Here is a 24,206-nt window from a genome sequence, read left to right on the forward strand (position 1 = left end):
TTGTCCGTGACAACGCCGAAAGGCCCCCAGCTTGCTGTGCTACCCACCGCCGCCGAGGACGACGCCGGTCCCAGGGCGCAGGTGCTTCAGCCATCCGGCTGGCCGGTGCCGAAGGGCTATGCCAACGGCATGGCCGCCGAGGGGCGCATCGTCGTCACGGGCGGTGTGATCGGCTGGGATGCCCAGGAGCGTCTCGCCGACGGCTTCGTCGCGCAGGTGCGCCAGACCCTGAGCAACATTGCCGAGATTTTGGCAGAGGCCGGCGCGCGGCCCGAGCATCTGGTTCGTCTGACCTGGTACGTCGTCGACATGGAGGAGTATCTGACGAATCTGAAGGAGCTCGGCAAGATCTACCGCGCCACCTTCGGCGCACATTATCCGGCGATGGCGCTGGTCCAGGTCGTGCGCCTCGTGGAGAAGGCGGCACGCGTCGAGATCGAGGCCACCGCCGTCATTCCTCGTTGAGTCGCGATTCCCGTCTCAGCTCGCCTTGGCGAGATCATCGTCCTCGGGCGAGTTCAGATAGACGCCTGACATGGTGTCGACCCAGCACAGATGGTCGTGCACCTTCTTGACACCTTCAACGTTTTCCGCCGCAACGATCGCCGCTTGCCGGGAGCGTTCCTCGGTGATGACGCCGCTCAAGTGAACGATGCCGTCGCGCACGATGACGTTCAGCCCGAACGGGCACCAGTCGTATTTCTCCATGGCATCGATGATGCGGCCGCGGATGTGATCGTCGTCGGCCGTCGGATCCGGCACTTCGCGGGCAAGGCCCGCCACCGCCTGCAGAAGATTGGCGCGCGACACGATGCCGACGACCTTGTCGCCGCGAACAACCGGCAGGCGCTTCACGTTGTTCCGCTCCATGAGGTCGACGATCTCCGCGAGCGCGGTATCCTCGGTGATGGTGACGGGTGAGGTGGTCATGACCTCCGCGACCTTGCGGCCATGCTCGTGGACGAAATCGCCGGCCGATTTGCCGGCGCCGAGGATGAACCGCAGCCAGCGGCCGCGCTTGCGGCCAGTGCCGATTTCGCTGCGGCGGATGAAGTCGCCTTCCGAGACCACCCCGACCAGCTTGCCGCCGTCGTCGACGACGGTGAGGCCGCTGACGTGACGCTTCAACATGATGTTCGCGGCTTCGACGATGCTGGTGTCGGGGGTAACCGAGATGACCGACCGGGTCATGATTTGGTGGGCGCGCATGGACTGCTCCGCTGGCTTGTCGAACTTCGTTGGGGAATTTCTAGATCAGGCGCTGGGGTGCGGTTTGACGTAGGTCAAGCCGAGGAGGTCGGTCCCTCCCAGTGAAGCGATCGTGATCAATCCTGCGGAATTGATGCAGCTCAACGTTTTTGCAGCGGCTGGTCATATCGTCTCGCAGACCAGATGCGAGCGAGATTTTTTGGCCATGAGCGTCGTGCAGATCCTTCCTCGGACCGAAGAGCCGGTGCTGCCGGCACCTCCCGTCGAACCGGTCGCAGGCGTGGTTCCTGTTGCGACGCGTAACGAACCGGCTGCCGAGAAGCCGGCGGCCACGCCGATGTCGGAACCTTACCCTGTGGATCGCGCGTTCCATGCGATGCTGGCGCGGTTTACGGGCGGGATTTCGCCGGCGGCCTTGCTGCTCGCCTGGTTCGATTGGAGCCTTCACCTCGCCGCGGCGCCGCAGCGCCGGATGGAGATTACCAACGATATCCTTCGTGACACGGGCCGACTGCTGGAAGTTGCCGCGCACGCGATGTCATCGGGCCAGAAGCCCTGGTCGGTGATCCGGCCGGAGGGGCGGGACCGCCGCTTCAAGGAGCCGCAATGGGAGGCGGCGCCGTTCAATGTTTTTGCGCAGGCGTTTCTGCTCGCAGAGCGCTGGTGGCACGATGCTACGACCGGGGTGCGTGGCGTCTCGCGCGCGAATGACGCCATCGTCGAATTCTCGGTGCGCCAGATGCTGGACATGCTGGCGCCGTCGAACTTTGCGATGACCAACCCGGAGGTGCTGGAGAAGGCCTTTCAGAGCGGCGGCGAGAATTTCGTTTTCGGCTGGCAGAACTGGTACGGCGACCTGGTACGAATGCTGTCGGCCGCGAAGCCCGCCGGCAATGAACAGTTTGTCGTCGGCAGGACGGTCGCGGCGTCGCCCGGCAAAATCGTCTACCGCAATGAGCTGATCGAGCTGATCCAGTACCGTCCGACGACCGTACACGTGCGGCCCGAGCCGATCCTGATCGTGCCGGCCTGGATCATGAAATACTACATTCTCGATCTGTCGCCGCAGAACTCGCTGGTCAAATATCTCACCGATCAGGGCTTTACCGTCTTCGCAATCTCCTGGCGCAACCCGGATGCGAGGGATCGGAACGTCGCGTTCGACGATTATCGCAAGCTCGGCGTGATGGCTGCGCTGGATGCGATCGAACGAATTGTGCCGGGTCGGAAGACCCACGCGCTCGGCTATTGTCTGGGTGGCACGTTGTTGTCGATCGCCGCCGCCAAGATGGCGCGCGACGGCGATGATCGTCTCGGCACCATCACGCTGCTTGCCGCGCAGACGGACTTCACCGAGGCCGGCGAACTGACGCTGTTCGTGAACGAAAGCCAGGTCGCTTTCCTCGAAGACATCATGTGGCAGCGCGGCTACCTCGATACGGCGCAGATGGCCGGCGCTTTCGCGCTGCTGCGTTCGAACGACCTGATCTGGTCGCGGCTGTCGCATGATTATCTGATGGGCGAGGCGGCGGCGCCGAGCGACCTGATGGCCTGGAATGCGGATGCGACGCGGCTGCCTTATCGGATGCATTCGGAATATCTGCGCAAGCTGTTCCTCGACAACGATCTCGCCGAGGGGCGTTATCAGGTGGAGGGCAAGAGCGTCTCGCTGTCCGACATTCATGCTCCGATGTTCGTGGTCGGTACCCTGACCGACCACGTGGCGCCATGGCGATCCGTGCACAAGCTCCACTACCAGGTGGATGCCGACCTGACCTTCCTGTTGACGAGCGGCGGCCACAATGCCGGCGTCGTCGCGCCGCCCGACGAGCCCGGACACAGCTATCAGGTCATGACCAAGGCAGCGGACGCGCCCTATATCGGCCCGGATGAATGGCTGAAGCTGGCGTCGCATGTCGAGGGATCATGGTGGCCCGAATGGAGCCGGTGGTTGATCGCGAGATCGGGCAAGCCCTGCGATCCGCCGCCGATCGGGTATGGCGACATCGATGGCTTGCCCGATGCCCCAGGGGACTACGTTCGGACCTAGTCCTCGGGGTCGAGATCGGGCGTCAGGTCGGAGGCGCGGAAAGGCTTGGTCTTTTCGAGTTTGCGATACGCCGTCGAAGCGGTGCGCAACAGCTTCTTTTCCCGCTTGCGGTCGAGAAAGCGAATGCCGGCCTCGGGGACGGCCTCGTTCAGCGAGGCGGCCAACGTCTGGCCGCGTGCGTCGTCGTTCAACTGTCCGAGGGATTTTTGCGCCCTGCGCAACTGCTTGAGGATGGACTTCTGCTTCGTGAGCGACTTGTCGGCGAACAGATCCTCCAGCGACTCGATTGAATAAGTCAGTCGCTTGTTGAGGATCCGCAGCTTGTGCCGTCTTTCGACGTCGAGCTTGCGGAGCTTCCTCGCCTTCTTGAGCAGCGTCCTTTTCCATTCGATCAGTTGCGCCATTGCGTGGTCGGCGAGCGGGCAGCGACGCAGCCTGATGGCCTCCTTGCTGCGCCGGGTCGACCAGGGGCCGCTATCGATCCAGCTCGTGGTCTGTTCGACCAAGCGGCGATATCGCACCGACTGCAGCGCACGGGCCAGCAGGCGGTGGCTCTCGGCGCGTTTCTCGTCCCAGTGCTGGAGCTCGGCGATCACGGCGAGTTCGTCACCGGCTTCCACTACGACGCGTTCAATCGCGACGTCGAGGTCCCGTACCATGCCGAGCTGGCTGTTCAGCCATTTCAGCTCGGTCCAGACTTTGGGGCGCAGCGCATCGTCGACCATGGGCGAAAAGAAACGAATCGCGGTCCTCAGATGGGTCAGCGCGATTCGGATCTGATGCAGCGCCTCCGGATCGCCACGGCAGGTGCCGTCATGCTGGGCCAGGACCGCAGCGAGGTGACGGCGCGCGATGATCCGAAATGCTGTGTCGCAGGCCATGCCGGCGCTGAGGCGGCCGGGCAACCTACGGCCCGCCGCAGGCCTGGCGCTGCCGAGCATTGTCGAATTCGTACTGGGTCGCGCCATCCTAGCCCGCGCCAATCAGATCGCCTTGCCTGCCGTCAGTGATCGCGTTCCGGCAGCCCTGGAGCGTCTGCGCTTGCGTCCCGGATGCATCGATGATCGTCCAGTCGACATGGCCGATATTATAGTGCTCTTGCAACGCGGCAACCTCTTGCGTGGCATCCGACACGTCGTCGCTGCGGCTGCCGATTCGAGCCTGCCGGGTCGCCAGATCCGCCACCAGAAACAGGCCGGTGAGAGGCACGCCGCTATCCTGGGCCAGCTTGGCGAAGGCGTCTCTTTCGGCATCGCGGGCGAACACGCCGTCGACGATCGCCGAATGACCCTGGGCCAACACGCGGCGGACGCGCTCGGTCAAGGTCGCGTAGACCCGCTCGGCAAGCTCGGGCGTATAGGCAGATGGCGGCAGCCGTTCCGTGTCGGCGACCCCGAACATCTGCTTGCGAATGACGTCGCTGCGCAACACGACGGCGCCTGGTTGCGGCGCGACGATCGGCGCGAGCGCGCGCGCCAGAACCGATTTGCCGGTGCCCGACAGTCCCCCTACCGCGATCAGACGGGGAGGGGGAGGCTGGATCAGCGTCCGGGCGAGACCGAAATAGCGACGGGCCTCGTCAACAATCTCGGCGTCGTCGGGACGGGCCGGCTTCAGCCGCGCCAGCGTCACCTGGGCGCGGATGGCTGCGCGGATCGACATGAACAGCGGCAGCGCGCCGAGCGCGTCGAGATTGTCGAGCGGCGTTGCGGCGAGATACCGGTTCAGAACGACGTTTGCGGCAAGCGGCTGATCGTGGTGCAGCAGGTCCATCAGCGTGAATGCGAGGTCGTAGAGCACGTCGACCGTCGCCATCTGTGCATCGAACTCGATGGCGTCGAACAGGACAGGCCGTCGCTCGATCAGCACGATGTTCGCAAGATGCAAATCGCCGTGGCACCGGCGCACGAAGCCCCGGCGGGCGCGCTCTTGAAGCAAGGATCGGACGCGCAGGAATGCGGCGTGCGAGGCCTGCACAAGCTGCTCGATCTCTGCTGCGGGGAAACGATTGCCGTTCCGCAGGCCATTGCTGTTGCCCTCGATCAAGGCGGGGACCGAGGAAACCCAAGCCTCGCCGTTGGTGGGCGTCGCGGCTGCATGCGAGGCCGCGATTGCGTCCGCGATGGCCGATGCAAAGTCCGAATCGAACCGTCCGGCCTTCGCCAGATGATCCAGCGTCTGGTTCTCGTCGAAACGCGCCATGTCGACGGCATATTCGATCGGCCGGCCGCGGCCGCCGATCGTCACCGACCCGTCCGGCTCCTCCGTGACGGCCGCGATGCCGTGATAGATTTGCGGCGCGTGCGGCCGGTTGATCCTGACCTCCTCCTCGCAGGCAGCCTTGCGTTTCTCGAGTGTCGAATAGTCGAGGAACGGATACTTGACCGCCCGCTTGACCTTCAGCGCCCGCGCCCCGTCGAGGAAGACCGAAGCCGCGTGCGTATCGATCCGCTTCACGCCGGCATGCGCGGTCAGTGCCGCAAAAATCCGTTCCTGGGTCGTCGAATTGACTGTCATCGCTGCCGGCATCATGCGGATGGGGGCGCCAAGCGGTCCGGCCGCAAGCCGAGGTAACGCTTACTCCGGAGCTGCGACCAGTTCTTGACTTCCGTCAAGGCCTGTCGTCGGCAGGCGATGCGGAGTATTCCCGGCTTGAGGAGGATCAAGCGCCCGGACCGAAGGCGGCCTATTCTGGCCGGCAAGGAGAATCCGATGCCCATCAAGGACGTCTTTCTGCCGCTCGTCGGCGAACCCCAGGCTCCCACGCTGGCTGCAATCGAGAAGTGCGTCGCCGTTGCCGCGGATCTCGGCGCCAGGATCACGGGGCTCGCGCTCGCGAACGATGCTTTCGTGCGGCCGAATGTGGTGTTCCCTGACGACCCGGAGGCCGCCGCATTCAGCAATGTGCGCGAGGCGGGCGAGATACAGCAACTGCTGAATGCGTTCACCAACGCGGCCTCGCGAGCCGGCATTCGTGCCCAAAGCCGATCGGGCAAGGTGCCGGCGGACCAGATCGCGTCGACTTTGGCCGAGCATGCGCGCTTCAGCGACCTCGCGTTGATCCCGGTGAAGCCGCACCACAGCCGAACCGAAAACCTCGTTGAAACATTCTTGTTCCACTCCGGGCGGCCGTTGCTGCTATGTCCAGAGGAGCAGGTGGAGGCGCTGCGGCCCGAATTCGAGAACGTCATGATTGCCTGGGACCATTCGGCGCGTGCCGCGCGCGCGGTCGGCGACGCACTACCCATCCTGCAAGCCGCCGCTGTGGTGCGCGTGATCACCGTGGCTGACGACAAGGACGATACGATCACGCAATCCGGCAACAATCTCGTCCATCACTTGAGGGAACACGGGATCTATGCCTCGTTCGAGACGGTGAAGGGCAACGGCAGCTCGATTGGCAAGGTGCTGGGAAGCTGGGCACAATCCCACGCCGTCGACGCCATCGTCATGGGCGCTTATCATCATTCGCGCCTGAACGAGACCGTCTGGGGCGGCGTGACCAAGACCGTCATCGGCCAGCCACCATGCTGGGTGATGATGTCGCACTAGGTGCGTTTCAGCCTCCATCCGGGTTAGCTTCCGTCGGACCCGTTGCCCGATCGAACGATTGTGATCATGTCGACTTATCGCCTGAAAAACCTGTTGTCGCCCCGATCGGTCGCGCTGGTCGGCGCAAGTGCGCGCCCGGCGTCCGTTGGGCGCGCGGTCCTCGAAAACATCGGCAAGGCGGGGTTCAAAGGGCAGTTCGGCCTGGTAAACCTGCGCCATGCCGAGATCGGCGGCGTTGCCGCGGTGAGCCGGCTGGAAAAGCTGCCGTTCGTGCCCGAGTTGGTCGTCATCACTGCGCCCGCGCGCGAAGTCCCTGAAATCATCGACCAGGCCGGCCGGCGGGGCTCGGCCGGCGCCTTGATCGTCTCGGCGGGGCTCGGGCACGGACCGGGATCGCTCGAGGAAGCTGCCATCGCCGCTGCCCGCAAATACGGCATGCGGCTGATCGGTCCCAATTGTCTCGGCATCATGATGCCCGGCGCAAGCCTCAATGCGAGCTTCGCCGCGCACATGCCCGGGGCAGGAAACCTCGCGCTGATCTCGCAATCGGGCGCGATCGCGGCCGGCATGGTGGATTGGGCTGCCCAGCGTGGCGTCGGCTTCTCCGGCATCGTCTCGATCGGCGATCAGATCGACGTCGACATCGCAGATTTGCTCGACCACTTCGCGATGGACCACAAGACCCGCGCCATCCTGCTCTACATCGAGGCCATCAAGGATGCGCGAAAGTTCATGTCGGCGGCGCGCGCTGCCGCCCGTGTAAAGCCTGTCGTCGTGGTGAAGCCCGGTCGCATGGCTCAGGGTGCGAAGGCGGCCGCTACGCATACGGGCGCACTCGCCGGTGTGGATGCGGTCTATGATGCAGCCTTCCGCCGCGCCGGCGTCCTGCGCGTGTCGGATCTGCGGGAGCTATTCGATTGTGCCGAGACGCTCGGTCGGATCGGATCGCCGGCGGGAAAGCGTCTCGCGATTCTGACCAATGGCGGTGGCATCGGCGTCCTGGCTGTCGATCGGCTCGCGGACCTTGGCGGAATTCCCGCCCCCATGACGCCCGAGACGCGCGAGAAGCTCGATGCGGTGTTGCCGCCGACCTGGTCCGGCGCCAATCCCGTCGATATCGTCGGCGACGCGGATGCCTCGCGTTATGCGGCGGCGCTGGAGGTGCTGCTCGACGATCCCGGCAACGATGCGGTCCTCGTGCTCAACGTGCAGACCGCGATTGCATCGGCCGCCGCGATCGCGACGACCGTGACGGAACTCGTCGTCAAATATCGCCAGAAGCACCGCAGTTGGGCCAAGCCCGTGCTGGCAGCCTGGGTGGGGGCCGATCAGCAGATCATTGCGACGCTGTCGGCCGCCGGCATTCCGAATTACCCGACCGAAGACGATGCAGTGCGCGGCTTCATGCATCTGGTGCGGCATCGCGAGGTGGTCGACGAATTGAGCCAGGTGCCGCCGGCGATGCCCGATACGTTCGTGCCGGATGTCGCGACTGCAAGGCAGATCGTCGCGACGGCCATGGCCGACGGGCGCAAATGGCTCGAGCCCGTCGAGATCAAGCATCTGCTTGGGTGCTATGACATCGCGATGGTGCCGACCTATGCGGCTGCCGATGTCGAGCAGGCGGTCAGCTACGCGGAGGAGGTGTTCGCGCAGGGCGACACCGTCGTGCTCAAGATCCTGTCGCGCGACATCATCCACAAGTCCGACGTCGGCGGCGTCGTGCTCAATCTGACCACGCCGGCTGCGGTGCGCGGGGCCGCTGCCGGCATACTTGCGCGGGCGCGGAAGTTGCGGCCCGAAGCCCGCGTTGACGGTGTCATCGTGCAAACGATGGTCGTCAAGGCCAAGGCGCGCGAACTGATCCTGGGCCTTGCCGACGATCCCACTTTTGGCACGGTCGTCGTGTTCGGCCGGGGCGGCACGGCAGTGGAGATCATCAACGACAAGGCCTTGGCTTTGCCGCCGCTCGATTTGCAGCTCGCCCGCGACCTGATCGAGCGGACCCGCGTCTCGCGATTGTTGCAGGCTTATCGGGACGTGCCCGCGGTCAAGCCGGACGCCGTCGCCATGGTGCTGGTGAAGCTGGCGCAGATGGCGGCGGACATCCCCGAAATTCGCGAGCTCGATATCAACCCGCTGCTCGCGGACGAAACCGGCGTGACGGCCGTCGATGCCCGCGTCGCGGTGGGACCGCCGCAGCCGAAATTTGCCGGCTCAGGCCCCGCCAATTTCGCCGTTCGCGCCTATCCGTCGCAATGGGAGCGCCGCCTTACGCTCAAGGACGGCTGGCACATCTCGGTTCGTCCCCTGCGTCCCGAGGACGAGCCGACCATTCACGAGTTCCTGGGTCACGTTACGGCCCATGATCTCCGCCTGCGCTTCTTCGCGCCGATGAAGGAGTTCACCCACGAGTTCATCGCACGCCTGACCCAGCTCGATTATGCGCGCGCCATGGCGTTCATCGCGTTCGACGAAAAAAATGAGATGGTCGGCGTGGTCCGGCTTCACTCGGACTCGATCTATGAGAGCGGCGAATACGCGATCCTGCTGCGGTCCGACCTCAAGGGCAGGGGGCTTGGTTGGGCCTTGATGCAACTGATCATCGACTACGCCAGGTCGGAAGGGCTCAAGACCATCTCGGGCGACGTGCTCAAGGAGAACGTCGCGATGCTCGAGATGTGCCGGCAGCTCGGTTTCGAGATCAAGCCGGATCCCGCCGAGCCCGACATCTGCGACGTCCGGCTCAAGCTCTGACGCTCGCCGGTCAGGAGTGCGCTTCGGGCGCGGTGTCTGCGGCGGATTCCCTGGTCGTCTTTCGCATGTTCTTGACGATGACGGCAATCAGAGGCACCAGAACCGGCACGATCGTGCTGAGCGGATGATGAACCGCGCCGGTCAATTGGCCCTGAAACGCCCGGGCTTCGATCTGGAGGGCCTCGATCGACGTGTCATGGATTTCATTGGCGAGCTCGATGTCGCGGCCTGAAGGCGGGCGTCCGGCCGCGATGAACAGAGCCGCCGCGATGGCGAAATTGATCGCTCCGAGGACGGCGGCCGCAGCGATCGCGCTCCAGATCTGGAGTAGCGCGAAATAGGCTGATAGTTCCAGCATCAGGAGCCCGAATGCGGCGATCAGCGCCGCGAATGCGCGCAAGCCGAACCCGACCAGCAGATGACGAAGCCTGATATCCGCTATGATCCTGTCCGTGCGCCACAGTGCGCGCAGATGCTTGATCACATTCTCCGTATTCACCTAGTGCCTCCTCAGCATGAAGCCGACGACCACGCCGAGCGCGAAGGCGGACGCGAGCGAGGCCACGGGGCGTCCCGCGACGAGATCGTGGAGTTGCTCCTGCTCTTCGCTGACGGTCTCGCCCAGTTCGGCCAGCGCAGCCTTGATCTGATCGGCGAGGGCCTCTGCATGGTCCTTCGATGTCTCGAACATGTCCTCGCCAGCCGTGCTCAGCAGACGTGTGACGTCGACCTTCAGGGCTCTCAGCTCGTCGCTCATTCTGCCGGTGTCGAACATGGGCGGTCTCCATTGAATGGCAGGAGCCTATGCGAGCGAACCCGATAACGATTGATTTGCGTCAATGAGGGGAACAGACCTATGTTTGAGACAAGTCAATCGAGCCGCCCTGTGCCGGCCTAGAAGACAGCGATTGGGGCCGGTCGTCCCATGAGGATATGAGCGTGAATTCGGAACCTCTGTTGCTGGCCACCCCCTCTGGCGATGCGCTCAAATTGCGACCCGAAGGGCCGTGGATCGCAGCCAACGTGTCTGCGCTCGAGACGCTCTGCAGGACGGTTGGCGCGGAAGTTGATCGATCGCGAAGCGTAACGCTCGACATGTCGGGCATCGGTGCGCTCGACACGCTCGGCGCCTGGATTCTGGAGAAGCTGTCACGCCAGGCTGCGTCATCGGGAAGGCCAGCCGAGATCGTCGGCGTGGCGGATCAATTCAGCGGTCTGTTGGCGGAGGTGCGGCAGGTCAATCGACACACGCCTGCGCCGGCAGCCGCACCCAATCCGGTCCTGCTGAGATTGAACGATCTCGGCAAGGCCACGGTCGGCGCCCGCGAAGACATCGCGGTCTTCCTGCAAATGCTCGGCGCCCTGTTTATCGCCGTGATCGGTGTCGTGCGGCGGCCCCGCTCGCTGCGGCTGACATCGCTGGTCTATCAACTCAACCGGATCGGGTTCCAGGCGATTCCCATCGTCGTGCTGATCACCTTCCTGATCGGCGCCATCATCGCCCAGCAGGGGTTTTTTCATTTCCGCAGGTTCGGCGCGGAGTCCTACACTGTCGATATGGTGGGCATCCTCGTCCTGCGCGAACTTGGCGTGCTGATCGTCGCCATCATGGTTGCGGGGCGCTCGGGAAGCGCCTACACGGCCGAGCTCGGTTCGATGAAGATGCGCGAGGAGATCGATGCGCTCTCGACCATGGGGCTCGATCCGGTCGACGTCCTGATCCTGCCGCGCGTGGCTGCACTCGTCATCGCGCTGCCCATTCTAGCCTTCATCGGATCGATTGCCGCGCTGTATGGCGGCGGCCTAGTCGCACAGTTCTACGGCGATATGGGACCGTCGATTTATATCGCGCGGCTGCATGAGGCCATCTCCGTCACCCATTTCGAGGTCGGTATCCTCAAGGCGCCGTTCATGGCGCTGGTGATCGGGATCGTCGCCTGCAGCGAGGGATTGCGTGTCAAGGGCAGCGCGGAGTCGCTCGGCCGGCAGACGACCACGTCGGTGGTCAAGTCGATCTTCCTGGTGATCGTGCTGGACGGCCTGTTCGCGGTCTTTTTCGCCTCGATCGGGATGTGACGATGCCCGAGGCGCAGGCAGAGTTCGCGATCGGCGTCCATGATCTCGTGGTCGGCTTCGGCCGCCAGACCGTGCTCGATCATTTGTCGCTCGACGTCCGCCGCGGCGAGATCCTCGGGCTGGTAGGAGCGTCCGGAGGCGGCAAGTCGGTGTTGATGCGGACCATCATCGGCCTTATTCCGCGTCGTAGTGGCACCATCGAAATCATGGGACGGCCGATCGGTGGCACGCATGACCAAAGCCGGGCGGCAACGTGGGGCATCCTGTTTCAGCAAGGCGCGCTGTTCTCATCGCTGACGGTCAAGCAGAACGTGCAGTTTCCGCTTCGCGAAAATCTCGCGCTGTCGCAGGAGCTGATGGACGAGATCGCGATCGCCAAGCTCGAGATGGTCGGGCTGCGGGCGCAGGATGGGGACAAATATCCGTCGGAGCTATCCGGCGGTATGACCAAGCGCGTGGCACTGGCGCGCGCGCTCGCGCTCGATCCGCCGATCCTCTTCCTCGACGAGCCGACATCCGGCCTCGATCCGATTGCCGCCGGGGATTTCGACTCGCTGATCCGGACGCTGCAAAAGACACTGGGGTTCACGGTCTTCATGGTCACCCATGACCTTGCGAGCCTCACCACGGTCTGCGACCGCGTCGCGGCGCTCGCCGACGGCAAGATCGTGGCGATAGGGCCGATGCGAGAATTGCTGCAATCCGAGCACCCGTGGGTGCGCGCCTATTTCCACGGCAAGCGCTCGCAGATGCTGCAACATGAAATGAGATGAGACATGGAAACTCGCGCGCCCTATGTGCTGATTGGCGGCTTCGTGCTGGCCGCGATCGTTGCGGTTTTCGGCTTCGTCTATTGGCTGAACAACAGCGGCGGCATCGGACCGCGTACGAATTACCACGTGCAATTCCAGGGGCCGGTGCCGGGTCTTCTGGTCGGCGCCGGCGTGCTGTTCAACGGCATTCGCGTCGGCGAGGTGACGCAGCTCGGTCTTGCGCCCGACAATCCGCGCTTCGTCAGCGCCACGATCTCGGTCGCCGCAACGACGCCGGTGCGCACCGACACCAAGGTCGGGCTCGATTTCCAGGGGCTGACCGGCGTGCCGGTGGTGACGCTGGAGGGGGGCATGATCGTCGCCAAATCCGACGAGCCATTGACCCTGATCGCCGAGGCCGGCGCGGGCCAGAGCATGACCCAGGCTGCGCGCGATGCCCTGCGGCGCGTCGACACCGTGCTCGAGGACAATTCCGGCCCGCTCAAGGACACCATCGCCAATCTCAAGACGTTTTCCGACGGCCTGGCGCGCAACACCGGCAAGATCGACGGCATTCTGGCTGGCCTCGAGAAGATGACCGGCGGTGGCACGCCTGCGCAAAAGATTACCTACGATTTGCTCACGCCGCGGGATCTTGGACCGGTCGGTAAAACGCTCTCGGCGTCGCTATCGATTCCCGAGCCGACCGCCGTCGCGATGCTTCAGACTCAGCGCATGCTGTTCTCGTCGGTTGGCGACATCAAGGGCTTCGCCGACTTCCTCTGGGCTGACAGCATTCCCAAGCTGGTGCAGGCGCGGCTGATCGACAGTTTCGAGAATTACGATATCGCGCACGCCCCGCTACGGACGACCGATTTGGGGCAGGCGGACTACCAACTCCTGATCGACATCAGGCGTTTCCGCATCGCCACGGAGGGCGAGACACGGGTCGAGATCGGACTGTCGGCGCGGATCGTCGACAAGAGCGGGAAGGTGATCGCATCGCGTCTGGTGGAGACCAGTGAGAAGCTCGACAAGATCGAGCCCGCCGCCGCCGTCGCCGCCTTCGACGCAGCCTTCGCCCGCATCGCCAGGGAATTGATCGGCTGGACGGTGCAGATGGTGTGATGCTCGGAGCTATTTGAGCGTCTTGAGATAGGACAGGAGGTCGTGGATCTGGTCCGGCTCGAGCTCGAAGGCGGGCATGTCGGCATGGCCGGTATAGATACCTTCGGCGAGCGCTTCTTCCAGGGAATCGATAGGGTAGCGCTGGTCCAGCGTTCTGAACGGTGGAGCGATCTTGAGCGGGCTGGCGGAATGGCGGTCGATGGCGTGGCAGCGTGCGCAATTGACCCGCGCATAGGCCTTGCCACGCTGCTCTGCCGTCGGCGCAGCGAGCGCGGGAGTGATCAGCAACAGCCCAATCAAAGTGAGGGGCAGCACATTTCGCATGGAAATTGGTCCGGTCGAACTCTTGACGCAGAATAGGAGCGGGGACGGGCGCCAAATTTGATCTGGGTCAACAGGCTCTGGCGCAATGCAGTAAAAATGCATTCAGCGCGGTGAACTCCTTTGGTTGCGGAGATTCGGGGGCGCTTGGAGCGGTGGATGAAGGCTTCCGTGACGATGATTGAGCCGAACAGCCATTTTTGCGACGATTGCGCGGTTCGCGGCTTCGCAGTGTGTGCATCGCTGGACCCGGCCGAGCTCAGGGAGTTCGAGCATCTCGGACGCCGGGTGCATTTCGCCGCAGGAGAGACCGTGTTCTCCGAGGAGGAGATCACGACCTCGTTCTACAATCTCCTCGAAGGCGTGATGCGGCTCTACAAGCTGCTGCCCGATGGTCGACGGCAGATCGTTGGCTTTGCGCTGCCTGGCGATTTCCTGGGGATGAATGTATCCGGCCGCCACAATTTCTCGGCCGATGCGATTGGTGCGGTGACGGTGTGCCAGTTCGCCAAGGCGCCGTTCGGGCGCTTCATCGAGGACCGGCCGCATCTGCTCAAGCGCATCAACGAACTGGCGATCCGGGAGTTGAGCCAGGCCCGCGACCACATGGTGCTGCTCGGCCGTCGTTCGGCGGATGAAAAGGTCGCGACATTTCTGCTCTGCTGGCGCGAGCGGCTGGTCTCGCTCAAGGGAGCGTCGAACACGGTCCCCCTTCCGATGAGCCGGCAGGACATCGCAGACTATCTCGGACTGACCATCGAGACCGTCAGCCGCACCTTCACCAAGCTGGAGCGGCACGGGGCGATCGAGATCGTCCATGGCGGCGTCAGCCTGCGCGATCCCGCGCGAGTCGAGGCGCTGGCTGCGGCCTGATTCCCGGCCGCGCCAGACTACTGGCTCATTTTTGATCCCGATCAAAGACGCCGGCCACGCGCCGCCGATAATGGCTCAAATCCGTGGGAGGGCTCGATGCCGATTGACGCGCTGCTGGTGGCCATTGTGGTCGTAGCCATCTTTGTTGCGTTCGCCGTAGCGCTGGCTTGGGCCGACCGGCAGACCAGCACGGGCCGACTCGATTCCGATACGAAGCGCTGAATTTCCCGAGATTGCACTTGCTTTTGGCGCGGCAGCCGCGGCTTCCGCGGCTCATTGAGCCTGTTTTGCGGTGCTCAGGCTCTGCCGCGCGTTGCTGTATCCGCAACTCTGCATCGGCCGAAACGCATCGACGCACCCTGTGGGTGCGCCTTCGTGGGCGCAATCGCGGCATTTTAACAACACTTGCTTCAAGCTGTGTTCGTGCTTTCCGGTTGAAAAGCCTGAGAACGTTGACTACGCAGGAACTCCAGTGCCTCGCAGTCTTAGGAGCCCCGCGGCGTGCCTCAGGACAAGACCGGCGACCCCCGCCAATCGGCGGGAAACAAACTATCGGTCCTGCGCAAGCACCCGATCTTTGCGGATCTGGAGCCAGAGGCTCTCGATCAGCTCTGCCGCTACGCCAAGCACTCCACAGTCAAGCGCGGTGCGACGATCGCTGCCAAGGGAGATCCCGGCAACAATCTGTTCGCGGTGATTTCCGGAACAGTGAAGATTTCCTCCTCGTCGCCTGATGGCCGGAATGCCATCCTCAACCTGATCGGTCCGGGCGAGATCTTCGGCGAGATCGCCGTGCTCGATGGTGCACCGCGGTCGGCGGATGCCACGGCCAACACCAATTGCGAACTCTACATCATCGACCGCCGCGACTTCCTGCCGTTCGTGAAGAGCCAGCCGGCGCTCGCGATGAAATTCATCGAGCTGCTCTGCGCGCGGCTGCGCTGGACCAGCCAGCAGGTCGAGCAGGTGATCTTGCAGAATCTGCCGGGCCGGCTCGCGAGCGCGCTGCTCGGTCTCACGGAGGAGCGCAAGTTCGACTCCGGCAGCGGCACCCTCGCGATCACCCAGCAGGAGATCAGCGAGATGGTCGGCATGACGCGCGAGAGCATCAACAAGCAATTGCGTGCCTGGGCCGGCCGTAACTGGGTGCGGCTCGAGCACGGTGCCATCGTCGTGCTCGACACCGATGCGCTGCGCGAACTCGCCGAGAGCGGCCTCGACGGCGAGTGATCCTGCCGGTCTGGTCCAGGGACGCGCCGACGACGTCAAGCCGGCGCGGCCCGCTTCAGTGCAGGATGTGACGCGGCAGCCAGAGCGAGATCTCAGGCAGGTAGGTCACCAGCATCAGCACGAACAGCATGACGCCGTAGAACGGCCAGATCTTGCGCATGACCTCTTCCAGCGAGACCTTGCCGACGGCGCAGCCGACGAACAGGATTGCGCCGACCGGCGGATGGCACAGGCCGATGCCGAGATTGAGCAGCATGATCATGCCGAAGTGGACGGGATCGACGCCGAAATTCTGCATCACCGGCAGCAGGATCGGCGTCGCGATCAGGATCGACGGTGCCATGTCGAGCAGCGTGCCGAGCAGCAGCAGCAGGACGTTGAGCAGCAACAGGATGACGTATTTGTTGCTGGAGATCGACAGGAAGAACGCCGTCATCTTCGCCGGCATCTGCGTCAGCGCCATGATGTAGCCGACCGCGGATGCGCAGGCGATCAGCGTCATCACCATCGCGACGGTGCGCAAGGTCCGGTGCAGCAACACCGGCAGATCGCGCCATTTGTAGTCGCGGTAGACGAACATGGTGACGAAGAACGCCCAGATGCAGGCGACCGCGCCGGCTTCGATCGCGGTGAAGATGCCGCCCAGAATGCCGCCGAGGATGATGACGAGCGTGATCAGGCCCCAGGCCGCATCGATCGTGATCTTGATGGCTTCCTTGGCCGGCACGGTGCGGCCCTGCGGGTGACCTTCACGATAGGCAATCACCAGGCACAGCATGATCAGCGAGAATCCGATCAGCAGCCCCGGGAAAACGCCTGCCATGAACAGCGCGCTGATCGAGATGGTGCCGCCGGTGGCGAGCGAATAGAGCACGGCGTTGTGGCTCGGCGGCACCAGCAGCGCCTGTACCGAGGAGGAGATGGTGAGGTTGGTCGCGAACACGCGCGGATAGCCGTTCTTCTCCATCTGCGGGATCATCACGGAGCCGATCGCAGAGGTGTCGGCCACCGCCGAGCCGGAGATGCCGCTGAGGAAGGTCGTCGCCAGCACGTTGACGATGGAGAGGCCGCCGCGCAGGCGCGTCAAGCCGACCAGCACGTCGGCAAAGGCGACCAGCCGCCGCGCCATGCCGCCTTCCGCCATGATCGCGCCGGCGAGCACGAAGAACGGGATCGTCAGCATCGCAACCTTGCTGACGCCGTCCGAGATCTTCAGCATCAACGCTTCCAGGGGAATGCCGACCGACAGCGCGCCGGCGATGGCCGCCATCGCCAGCGAATAGGCGATCGGCATCCCGATCAGGAAGCATGCGATCATCGTGCCGAGGAGGATGAAGATGTCCATGGCGATGACTCCCGGCTCACTCGAAGGGGGCGGTTTCGGAGTGCTTGCCGATCGGGTCGGGTGGCACGCCGAGGAAGATCCGTTCGATCACGAACAGGAGCAGACAGACGCCGCCGATCGGAATCGGCAGGTAGGTGACGCCGACCGACAGCGAGGGGAAGTCGGCAATGCTGTTGTGCCAGGTCACTTCGACAAGGCGCTCGCCCCAGATCACCATGAACAGCGCGATCAGCGCCATCAGCAGCTGGACCAGGATGTCGGTTGCCCGCTGCAGCGGCGGCGGAAGCTTCTTGGCGAAATAGGCGACGCTCATGTGCAGGTTGAGCCGGTAGCCGGCGGCGGCGCCGATGAAGGTCAGCACGATCGTCAGCAACACCGCCATCGGCTCCGGCCAGGAAGCCGCACTGTTGAGCACGTAGCGCGTGAACACCGCCCACGGGATCACCGCGGAGATCAAGACCAGTGCGGTGCAGCCGACGAGCACGCACAATAGATAGAGGAAGTCCATCGCTCGGCGAAACAGTGCGGCCATCCGCGTTTCCTGCCCTGTCAGTGGTTCGGATTGTCGAGGCCAAAGCGCGATGAGTGATCGCCGCGCTTTGGCTCTGGTTTGAGCAGGCTCAGAGCGCCTGGATGCGCTGGATCATGGCCTGGTACTTCGGGCCATACTTGTCCCAGACCGGCTTGACCGCATCCTGGAATGGCTTCTTGTCGGCGATCTCGACGATCTGGCAGCCGGCGGCCTTGGCCTTCTCCATCGCCGTCGTCTCGTACTTCTTCCAGAGCTCGCGCTCCTCGAGCTGGGCTTCGCGGGCGAACTTCTTGATCAGCGCCTGGTCGTCGGCGGAGAGCGCGGTCCAGGATCGCTTGGAGAAGCAGAGGATCTCCGGAATGATCAGGTGCTCGGTCAGCGAGTAGTATTTCGCGGCGGTGTAGTGGTTGCTGAACACGTAGCTGGGCGGGTTGTTCTCGGCGCCGTCGATCACGCCGGTCTGCAGCGACGAGAACACCTGGTCATAGCCCATGGCGATGCCGTTGCCGCCGAGCGCATTGACCATGTCGATGAAGATCGGATTGCCGATCACGCGAAGCTTCAGGCCATGAACGTCGGCGATCGACTTGATCGGGTGCTTGGTGTTGTAGAAGCTGCGCGCGCCGGAATCCATCCAGCACAGACCGACGAGATTGGCGTTCGGGCTCGCGGTAATCTTGTCGAGCAGCTCCTGGCCGACCTCGCCGTCCATCATCTTCCAGGACTGCGCGATGTTCTTGAACAGGAACGGCATGTTGACGACGTTGATCTCGTCGACAATCGGGCCGACCGCGCCGGCGCTGACGCGCAGCATCTGGATCGCGCCGATCTGGGTCTGCTCGATCGTTTCCTTCTCGGCGCCGAGTTGCGCGGAGGGGTAGGTCTGGATCGAGAGCCTGCCCTGAGTTGCCTCGGCGAGCTTCTTGCCCATGCTCTCGACGGCGGCAACCGTCGGATAGCCGACCGGCTGCACGTCGGCGGCCTTGAACACGGCCTTGGTCTGGGCGCGGGCCGATGAGATCGGAGCGAGTGTGGCAGCTCCAAGTCCTGCGCCAAGTCCGGCGCTCAATTTGATGAAATCACGTCGTAGCATGGTCGTCCTCCCTCATTAACTTCTTTCGGTGTGTGTCGTTGTTGACCGGAGATCCGGTCATTCCGTGCTGGCGAAAAACTCCGGGTTGGTATGTTGCGTCTCCGAGATGTCGCGGAGCAGGCGGTCGAGATGCCGCTCCATCGCAATCCCTGCACGTTGCGGATCGTGCGCCTCGATCGCCGCGAGGATCGGTTCATGCTCGGCGATCACCTGCGTCATGCGCCCGGCGACCGGCAGCGTCAGTTGGCGATAGCGATCGACATGCATCTTCACGTGCAGGATCAGCGTCCAGATTCCGGGATGTCTGGCGACGTCGGCGATGGTCGCGTGGAACAGCTCGTCGGCCTGGTGAAACGCAGTACGGTCTCCGGCTTCATCCGCTTCGCGCTGACGTTCCACGATCGAGCGCAATTGCAGGATCTGACTCGTCGTCGCGCGTTCGGCGGCGAGCCGCGCCGTCGTTTCTTCCAGCGCCTTGCGGATGATGATGGCCTCGGGCAGGGCGGCGAGCGGGATGCGCGACACGAAGATTCCCGATTGCGGAAAAACGTCGAGCAGGCCCTCGTCGGAGAGCTTGAGGATCGCTTCGCGCACCGGCGTGCGGCTGACGCCGTAGCTGAGCGCGATCTCGGACTCCGAAATCGCTTCGCCGGGCCGGCGTCGCATCGTCACCAACTCGCTGCGTAGCTCGCTATAGATGCGCGACGAGGCCGTCGCGCGCTGCGGTGGCTTGCCGCGGCGAGTGCCGGTCATGGCTGAAGCCGCGGCTTCAGTTTTCTTCGTCGAGCGGGCGGTCATGCGTGCTCTGTGAATTGATATATTAGTATACGGAGCGAGCTGCGAGAAGATCAACTAGGAGATTGGGAGGGGGGTCTCTGCTGCGTTGCAGCAAGAAACGGCCGTTCTCGAACCGAAAGCCGAGCGCGAGATTTCTCTTGCGACCATGACGGATATGTCCGCGCTCAAGCGCCCCTCCCTTGAATCCATTTCCCCGTCCGCCTTCCTAAGGGCGCGCGGAGCGCGGAGTCCAAGTTGAAGCGAGCATCGATCGATGCCGTTTTTGGATTGATGCCTCGGCTGCCGGGTGTACGAACGTTGCGCCCGGACCTCTCGTGTCCGGTCGTTTGGCGCGCAACGAGCAGCTTGGCTGCAACAAGAAAAGGATGTGACCGTGACCGACTATCGCAAGCTCTTCGATCTCACCGGCAAGACGGCCGTGGTTCTCGGCGCCGCATCGGGCATCGGCAAATCGTCGGCCGAGGCGCTGGCCGGGCTCGGCGCCCGCGTCGTCTGCGCCGATCGCGCGCTTGAGGCGGCAGAGGCGACGGCCGCGGGCATCCGCGACGAGGGCGGCTGGGCTGAATCTGCCGCGTGCGATGCTTCGAGCGCTGCGGACGTCAACGCGCTCGCAAAAATCGTAATGGAGAAATTCTCGCGGCTCGACATTGCGGTGACCACGCCCGGGCTCAACATCCGCAAGACCATCCTCGACTACACCGAGGAGGATCTCGACCGCGTCCTGAACCTCAACGTCAAGGGCACGGTCTGGTTCTTCCAGGCGTTCGGCCGCATCATGGTCGGGCAGAAGGGCGGCAGCATCATCGCCTGCTCTTCGGTGCGTGCGGTGACCATCGAACCGGGCCTTGGCGTCTATGGCTCGACCAAGGCGGCGATCGGTCTCCTGGTGAAGGGCTTTGCCTCCGAGGTCGGCCATGCCGGGGTGCGCGTTAATGCGATCGCGCCGAGCATCGTGGAGACGGCGCTGACCAGTCCGTTCAAGCAGCGTCCCGATATCTTCAATCTCTATGCAGGTCACACCGTGTTCAACCGCTGGAGCAGTGCCGACGAGGTCGCGACGGCGGTCGCCTATCTCGCTTCGGATGCCGCCAGCTATGTCAGCGGCAGCACGTTGTTCGTCGATGGCGGCTGGACCGGGGTTGACGGTCCACCAACCGGCCTGACCCAGCTGCACAAGTAAGCCCATCTAGCTCGCAAAGCCCATGCGCTGGCGCAGGTCCCTTTGATCTGCGCCCGTCAGCAGCGCGATCAGCGCCGCCGCTTCCTTCGGATGCGCGGCCTGCGTGGCGACGCCGGCCGTGTACATCGTCACCAATTCGCATCCCGGCGGCAGCGAACCCGATAGCGCGATGCCGTCGGTCGCGAAGATCTCGGTCGCCTGCGTGCATCCGATCGGCCGCGTCGCGGTGGATGCCGCCAGTTCGCGCATCGCCGTCGCACCGTTCGGAAAGATTTTCAGGCGCGACGTGACCTCATGGGCGATGCCGAGCTGATCCAGCACTCTTGCGACGTGCTGGCCTGCGGTCGAGGCCTCGGTGTCAGGGACGTAGATGGCGTCCGCGGATCGCAGGACTTCGCGCAGATCGGCTTCCGTCTTCACGCTCACCTCCGGATCGCGGTTGCGGACGGCCAATGCAGTCTCGACCCGGCCGATGTCCACAATCGAGGAGGGGACGACGAGCTTTTCCGCGGCGAGCTTTGCAAGGAGGGCTTGCGTCAGGATCACGAGATCAGCCGGCGTGCTCGTGCGCAGCTTGTCCGCCATCGCACCGACCGCGCCGAACTCCCCGTCGATACCGAAGCCGGTCTGCGCCTTGAAGGCCTCGCTGAGACCGCGTACCAATCCTTGCGCCGCGCCGCCGCTCAAGATGTTCACTGCCGTCACGATGCAAGCTCCATGGCTGCGATGATTTTGTCCCGGGTGATCGGCAAGTCGCGGATTCGCACGCCAAGGCAGTCATGAACCGCATTCGCGATCGCCGCCGTCACCGGGCCGTGCGCGGCTTCGCCGGCGCCGACCGGCTCGATCTCGGGCCGCCGGATGATCTCGACATCCACAGCCGGCACCTCGCTGAAGGTGAGGATCGGATAGTCCGTCCACGAGGTCGAGGTGATGTGCGTCCGGTCGAAGCGGACGCGCTCCTTAAGCACCCAGCTCGTCGCCTGGATCGCGCCACCCTCGATCTGGTTGATCACGCCGTCCGGATTGATGGCTTCGCCGACGTCGACCGCAAGCGTCAGGCGCTTCACACTGATGTCGTCGGCGCCCTCGATCTCGGCGATGGCGGCGCAATAGGCGCCGGTGTTCTTGTAACGGGCGAATCCGACGCCGTGTCCGATGCCAGATCGTCTCTCAGGCTTCCAGCCCGCGCGTCGTGCCACGGCGCGGATCACGTCCTTCGCTCGCTCGTCGCGGAGGTTCCGCAAGCGGAACGCTATCGGGTCTTCGCCGCGTAAGGTTGCAATCTCGTCGAGCAGCGATTCGATCGCGAACACGTTGCCTTGCGCACCGAGGGTCCGCAGTGCCGAGGTGCGTACCGGCATGGTGAGCAGGCGATGGCTCGTGATGGTCCAGGCCGGGAGATCGTAGAGCGGAACGGAGTTGCGGTCGCCACCGCCGCCATTGGCGGCCGGCGGATTCGTCGAGATCATGCGGGGGTAGGGATTTGCGATCTCGCTCGCCGCCAGCAGCGCCGGTTGTGCGGCGCGCCCTGGCCGCGCGGCATGGCCGTTGCTCCAGATCGCATGACGCCAGCCGACAATCTCGTTGTCCGCGTCGAGATCGGCCGCGATTTCGATCGCCATCGCAGCACCGAACGGCGCGTGAGACATCTCGTCTTGGCGCGACCATTGCACCCGCACCGGCCGCCCACCGGCGGCCTTGGCGAGCAGCACGGCATCGAGCGCGACATCATCGGCGGCATTGTGCCCATAGCAACCCGCGCCCTCCATGTGCTCGACGACGATGTCGTCGGCCGGCAGCTTGAGCACGATCGCAAGATCGGCGCGCAGCAGATAGATGCCCTGGCTGTGCGTCCAGACATGGACACGGTCACCGTCCCATTGCGCCATCGCACAGGACGGCGCGATCGAGGCATGTGCGACATAGGGGCGGGTGAATTGCCGGCGGAGCGTGCGCGCAGGCTTTGCCGCGGGCGCTGTCCTGGTGTCGATGATCGTCGTCTCGACCGGCTGGCTTCGCAGGAAGGCGGCCAGATCGTTTTCATCCGGCAGCGGCTCTCCGGCCGACCATGTCGCGCCCTGGCGCAGTGCTTTCAGTGCCGCTTCCGCCGCGGCCTCGGTGGCGGCAACGACGCCGGCAAAACCAGCGTCGCGGACGATCGCAATCAGCCCCGAGACGGCGCGTGCGGACGCTTCGTCGATCGCAATCAGCCTCGCGCCTGAAATCTCCGGCCTCAGCACGCGTCCGTGCAGCAGCTTCGGCAGCGCGCAGTCATGAATGAACCGCTGCCGCGCAAACACCTTGTCGGGAATGTCGATGCGCTGGGTCGAATGCCCGGCTACGCTGCGCTTGGCGGCGGACTTGGCGACATTGAGCGCCGTCGCATCGTGGTCGAGCGAAACATCGTCCGCCAGTTCCCAATAGCTGGTCCTGACATTGCCTGGACCTGAGATTGTGCCGTCCTCGACATTGAGCAGTGCCGCATCGACGCCGAGACGCTCCGAGGCCGCTGCGAGGAAGCGCTGGCGCACCTCCGCACAGACGTGGCGCAGCGCGCGGCCGGATTGCTGGATCGAGAGGCTGCCGGAGGTGACGCCCTCGTTCGGGCTTGCCACGGTCGAGGCGCGGATCATCTCGATGCGGCCGATCTCGACATCGAGCTCGTCCGCCGCGATCTGCGCCAGCGCCGTGACGATGCCCTGGCCGATCTCGACCTTGCCGGGCGAGATGGCCAGGCGGCCATCGCCCGTGAATCTCACCCAGGACGACAGTCTTGGATTGGCGGCCAGGCTGACCGGCAGTTTCGGGGCAGGGGACGGTGCACTCATCGCGTCGTCATCTCCGATGCCGCCCTGAGCACGGCGCGGACCATGCGGTTATGCGATCCGCAGCGGCAAAGGTTGCGATCGAGTGCCGCTCTGACCTCCATTTCCGTCGGCGACGGATTGCGCCTGAGCAGCGCTGCAGCGCTGATCAGGATTCCCGAGACGCAATAGCCGCATTGCAGCGCCTGTTCTGAGACGAAAGCACGTTGCAGCGGATGCGGTTGCTCGGCCGTGCCAAGGCCCTCCAGTGTAACGACATCCTTGTCTGCCACCGACCGCATCGGCATGTCGCACGAGGCCATCGCGCGCCCGTCGACCATCACGCGGCAGGCGCCGCACTCGCCGGCGCCGCAGCCGAAATGCGCACCTGTGACACCGAGGCGGCCGCGAAGCACATCGAGCAGCGTCTGATCCGGATCGGCATCCAGAGAAACCGCCGTGCCGTTGAGTTGGAACTGAACGGTCGGCATGACCGGCGCGGC

At 64.2% G+C, this 24,206-nt stretch carries 24 protein-coding genes; 11 read left to right on the top strand and 13 right to left on the bottom strand.

What is annotated here, in order from left to right:
• Positions 1-6: 6 nt before the first annotated feature.
• Positions 7-465 (top strand): RidA family protein, encoded by a 459-nt coding sequence (locus tag XH90_RS11605; RefSeq protein WP_194481496.1) that lies wholly within the window; start codon positions 7-9, stop codon positions 463-465.
• A gap of 15 nt (positions 466-480) precedes the next feature.
• Here the strand turns inward: XH90_RS11605 and XH90_RS11610 are convergent, their stop codons facing one another.
• Positions 481-1,209, bottom strand: a complete 729-nt coding sequence (locus XH90_RS11610) for a CBS domain-containing protein (RefSeq protein WP_194481497.1) — start codon at positions 1,207-1,209, stop codon at positions 481-483.
• A 205-nt stretch (positions 1,210-1,414) separates the two neighbouring features.
• Between XH90_RS11610 and XH90_RS11615 the strand changes: the two genes are divergently transcribed.
• A complete protein-coding gene (locus XH90_RS11615; protein WP_194481499.1) occupies positions 1,415-3,259 on the top strand; it encodes an alpha/beta hydrolase in 1,845 nt (614 codons plus the stop codon).
• Here the strand turns inward: XH90_RS11615 and XH90_RS11620 are convergent.
• Together XH90_RS11620 and XH90_RS11625 are read right to left on the bottom strand one after the other, a co-directional pair.
• A complete protein-coding gene (locus XH90_RS11620) occupies positions 3,256-4,227 on the bottom strand; it encodes a CHAD domain-containing protein (protein WP_194481501.1) in 972 nt (323 codons plus the stop codon). The two genes, XH90_RS11615 and XH90_RS11620, sit on opposite strands and share 4 nt — an antisense overlap.
• A gap of 1 nt (position 4,228) precedes the next feature.
• Positions 4,229-5,776, bottom strand: a complete 1,548-nt coding sequence (locus XH90_RS11625; RefSeq protein WP_194481503.1) for a bifunctional aminoglycoside phosphotransferase/ATP-binding protein — start codon at positions 5,774-5,776, stop codon at positions 4,229-4,231.
• Between the two features lie 195 nt (positions 5,777-5,971).
• Here XH90_RS11625 and XH90_RS11630 point away from each other — a divergent pair, with 195 nt between their 5' ends.
• Positions 5,972-6,811 (top strand): universal stress protein, encoded by an 840-nt coding sequence (locus XH90_RS11630; RefSeq protein WP_194481504.1) that lies wholly within the window; start codon positions 5,972-5,974, stop codon positions 6,809-6,811.
• 66 nt (positions 6,812-6,877) lie between these two features.
• On the top strand, positions 6,878-9,568 hold the full coding sequence (locus XH90_RS11635; protein ID WP_194481506.1) for a bifunctional acetate--CoA ligase family protein/GNAT family N-acetyltransferase: 2,691 nt from the start codon (positions 6,878-6,880) through the stop codon (positions 9,566-9,568).
• Between the two features lie 10 nt (positions 9,569-9,578).
• Here XH90_RS11635 and XH90_RS11640 read toward each other — a convergent pair whose 3' ends face one another.
• Entirely contained in the window at positions 9,579-10,067 is a 489-nt protein-coding gene (locus XH90_RS11640; RefSeq protein WP_194481508.1) for a phage holin family protein, read from the bottom strand.
• Positions 10,068-10,343 (bottom strand): hypothetical protein, encoded by a 276-nt coding sequence (locus XH90_RS11645; protein WP_194481509.1) that lies wholly within the window; start codon positions 10,341-10,343, stop codon positions 10,068-10,070.
• Positions 10,344-10,507: 164 nt separating this feature from the next.
• Here XH90_RS11645 and XH90_RS11650 point away from each other — a divergent pair, with 164 nt between their 5' ends.
• Genes XH90_RS11650 through XH90_RS11660 form a run of 3 tightly spaced genes read left to right on the top strand, consistent with a single transcriptional unit; the run spans position 10,508 to position 13,524 of the window.
• The gene (locus XH90_RS11650; RefSeq protein WP_194481511.1) at positions 10,508-11,644 is read left to right on the top strand and encodes an MlaE family lipid ABC transporter permease subunit; all 1,137 of its coding nucleotides are present in this window, start codon (positions 10,508-10,510) and stop codon (positions 11,642-11,644) included.
• A gap of 2 nt (positions 11,645-11,646) precedes the next feature.
• Positions 11,647-12,417, top strand: a complete 771-nt coding sequence (locus tag XH90_RS11655; protein ID WP_194481513.1) for an ABC transporter ATP-binding protein — start codon at positions 11,647-11,649, stop codon at positions 12,415-12,417.
• Between the two features lie 3 nt (positions 12,418-12,420).
• Positions 12,421-13,524 carry an ABC-type transport auxiliary lipoprotein family protein gene (locus XH90_RS11660; RefSeq protein ID WP_194481522.1) on the top strand — a complete coding sequence of 368 codons (1,104 nt, stop codon included), beginning with the start codon at positions 12,421-12,423 and terminating at the stop codon, positions 13,522-13,524.
• Positions 13,525-13,533: 9 nt separating this feature from the next.
• Here XH90_RS11660 and XH90_RS11665 read toward each other — a convergent pair whose 3' ends face one another.
• Entirely contained in the window at positions 13,534-13,848 is a 315-nt protein-coding gene (locus XH90_RS11665) for a cytochrome c (protein WP_194481524.1), read from the bottom strand.
• A 156-nt stretch (positions 13,849-14,004) separates the two neighbouring features.
• Here XH90_RS11665 and XH90_RS11670 point away from each other — a divergent pair, with 156 nt between their 5' ends.
• From XH90_RS11670 to XH90_RS11675, 3 genes are all read left to right on the top strand, one after another.
• Positions 14,005-14,718, top strand: a complete 714-nt coding sequence (locus tag XH90_RS11670; protein ID WP_194481526.1) for a helix-turn-helix domain-containing protein — start codon at positions 14,005-14,007, stop codon at positions 14,716-14,718.
• A gap of 96 nt (positions 14,719-14,814) precedes the next feature.
• The gene (locus XH90_RS39610; RefSeq protein WP_256442514.1) at positions 14,815-14,940 is read left to right on the top strand and encodes a hypothetical protein; all 126 of its coding nucleotides are present in this window, start codon (positions 14,815-14,817) and stop codon (positions 14,938-14,940) included.
• 279 nt (positions 14,941-15,219) lie between these two features.
• Positions 15,220-15,948 (top strand): Crp/Fnr family transcriptional regulator, encoded by a 729-nt coding sequence (locus XH90_RS11675; RefSeq protein ID WP_194481528.1) that lies wholly within the window; start codon positions 15,220-15,222, stop codon positions 15,946-15,948.
• Positions 15,949-16,003: 55 nt separating this feature from the next.
• On the opposite strand, the gene XH90_RS11680 is transcribed toward XH90_RS11675, so the two are convergent.
• The 4 genes from XH90_RS11680 to XH90_RS11695 form a co-directional block, all read right to left on the bottom strand.
• Positions 16,004-17,293 (bottom strand): TRAP transporter large permease, encoded by a 1,290-nt coding sequence (locus tag XH90_RS11680; RefSeq protein ID WP_194481530.1) that lies wholly within the window; start codon positions 17,291-17,293, stop codon positions 16,004-16,006.
• A 16-nt stretch (positions 17,294-17,309) separates the two neighbouring features.
• The gene (locus tag XH90_RS11685; RefSeq protein WP_194481532.1) at positions 17,310-17,825 is read right to left on the bottom strand and encodes a TRAP transporter small permease; all 516 of its coding nucleotides are present in this window, start codon (positions 17,823-17,825) and stop codon (positions 17,310-17,312) included.
• Positions 17,826-17,913: 88 nt separating this feature from the next.
• The gene (locus tag XH90_RS11690) at positions 17,914-18,918 is read right to left on the bottom strand and encodes a TRAP transporter substrate-binding protein (RefSeq protein WP_194481534.1); all 1,005 of its coding nucleotides are present in this window, start codon (positions 18,916-18,918) and stop codon (positions 17,914-17,916) included.
• Between the two features lie 57 nt (positions 18,919-18,975).
• A complete protein-coding gene (locus XH90_RS11695; RefSeq protein ID WP_194481536.1) occupies positions 18,976-19,716 on the bottom strand; it encodes a GntR family transcriptional regulator in 741 nt (246 codons plus the stop codon).
• 373 nt (positions 19,717-20,089) lie between these two features.
• Here XH90_RS11695 and XH90_RS11700 point away from each other — a divergent pair, with 373 nt between their 5' ends.
• Entirely contained in the window at positions 20,090-20,896 is an 807-nt protein-coding gene (locus tag XH90_RS11700) for an SDR family NAD(P)-dependent oxidoreductase (protein ID WP_194481537.1), read from the top strand.
• Positions 20,897-20,902: 6 nt separating this feature from the next.
• Here the strand turns inward: XH90_RS11700 and XH90_RS11705 are convergent, their stop codons facing one another.
• From XH90_RS11705 to XH90_RS11715, 3 genes are read right to left on the bottom strand one after another with little or no spacing between them, the layout of a single operon-like run.
• Positions 20,903-21,601: a substrate-binding domain-containing protein gene (locus XH90_RS11705; protein WP_194481539.1), complete on the bottom strand. Its 699-nt coding sequence runs from the start codon at positions 21,599-21,601 to the stop codon at positions 20,903-20,905.
• Positions 21,598-23,727: a molybdopterin cofactor-binding domain-containing protein gene (locus tag XH90_RS11710; protein ID WP_194481540.1), complete on the bottom strand. Its 2,130-nt coding sequence runs from the start codon at positions 23,725-23,727 to the stop codon at positions 21,598-21,600. Before XH90_RS11710 ends, XH90_RS11705 begins: the two co-directional genes overlap by 4 nt.
• Positions 23,724-24,194, bottom strand: a complete 471-nt coding sequence (locus XH90_RS11715) for a (2Fe-2S)-binding protein (protein ID WP_194481542.1) — start codon at positions 24,192-24,194, stop codon at positions 23,724-23,726. The genes XH90_RS11710 and XH90_RS11715 overlap by 4 nt, the downstream gene beginning before the upstream one ends.
• Positions 24,195-24,206: the final 12 nt, after the last annotated feature.

The organism is Bradyrhizobium sp. CCBAU 53338 (genome assembly GCF_015291665.1).
Lineage (GTDB): Bacteria > Pseudomonadota > Alphaproteobacteria > Rhizobiales > Xanthobacteraceae > Bradyrhizobium.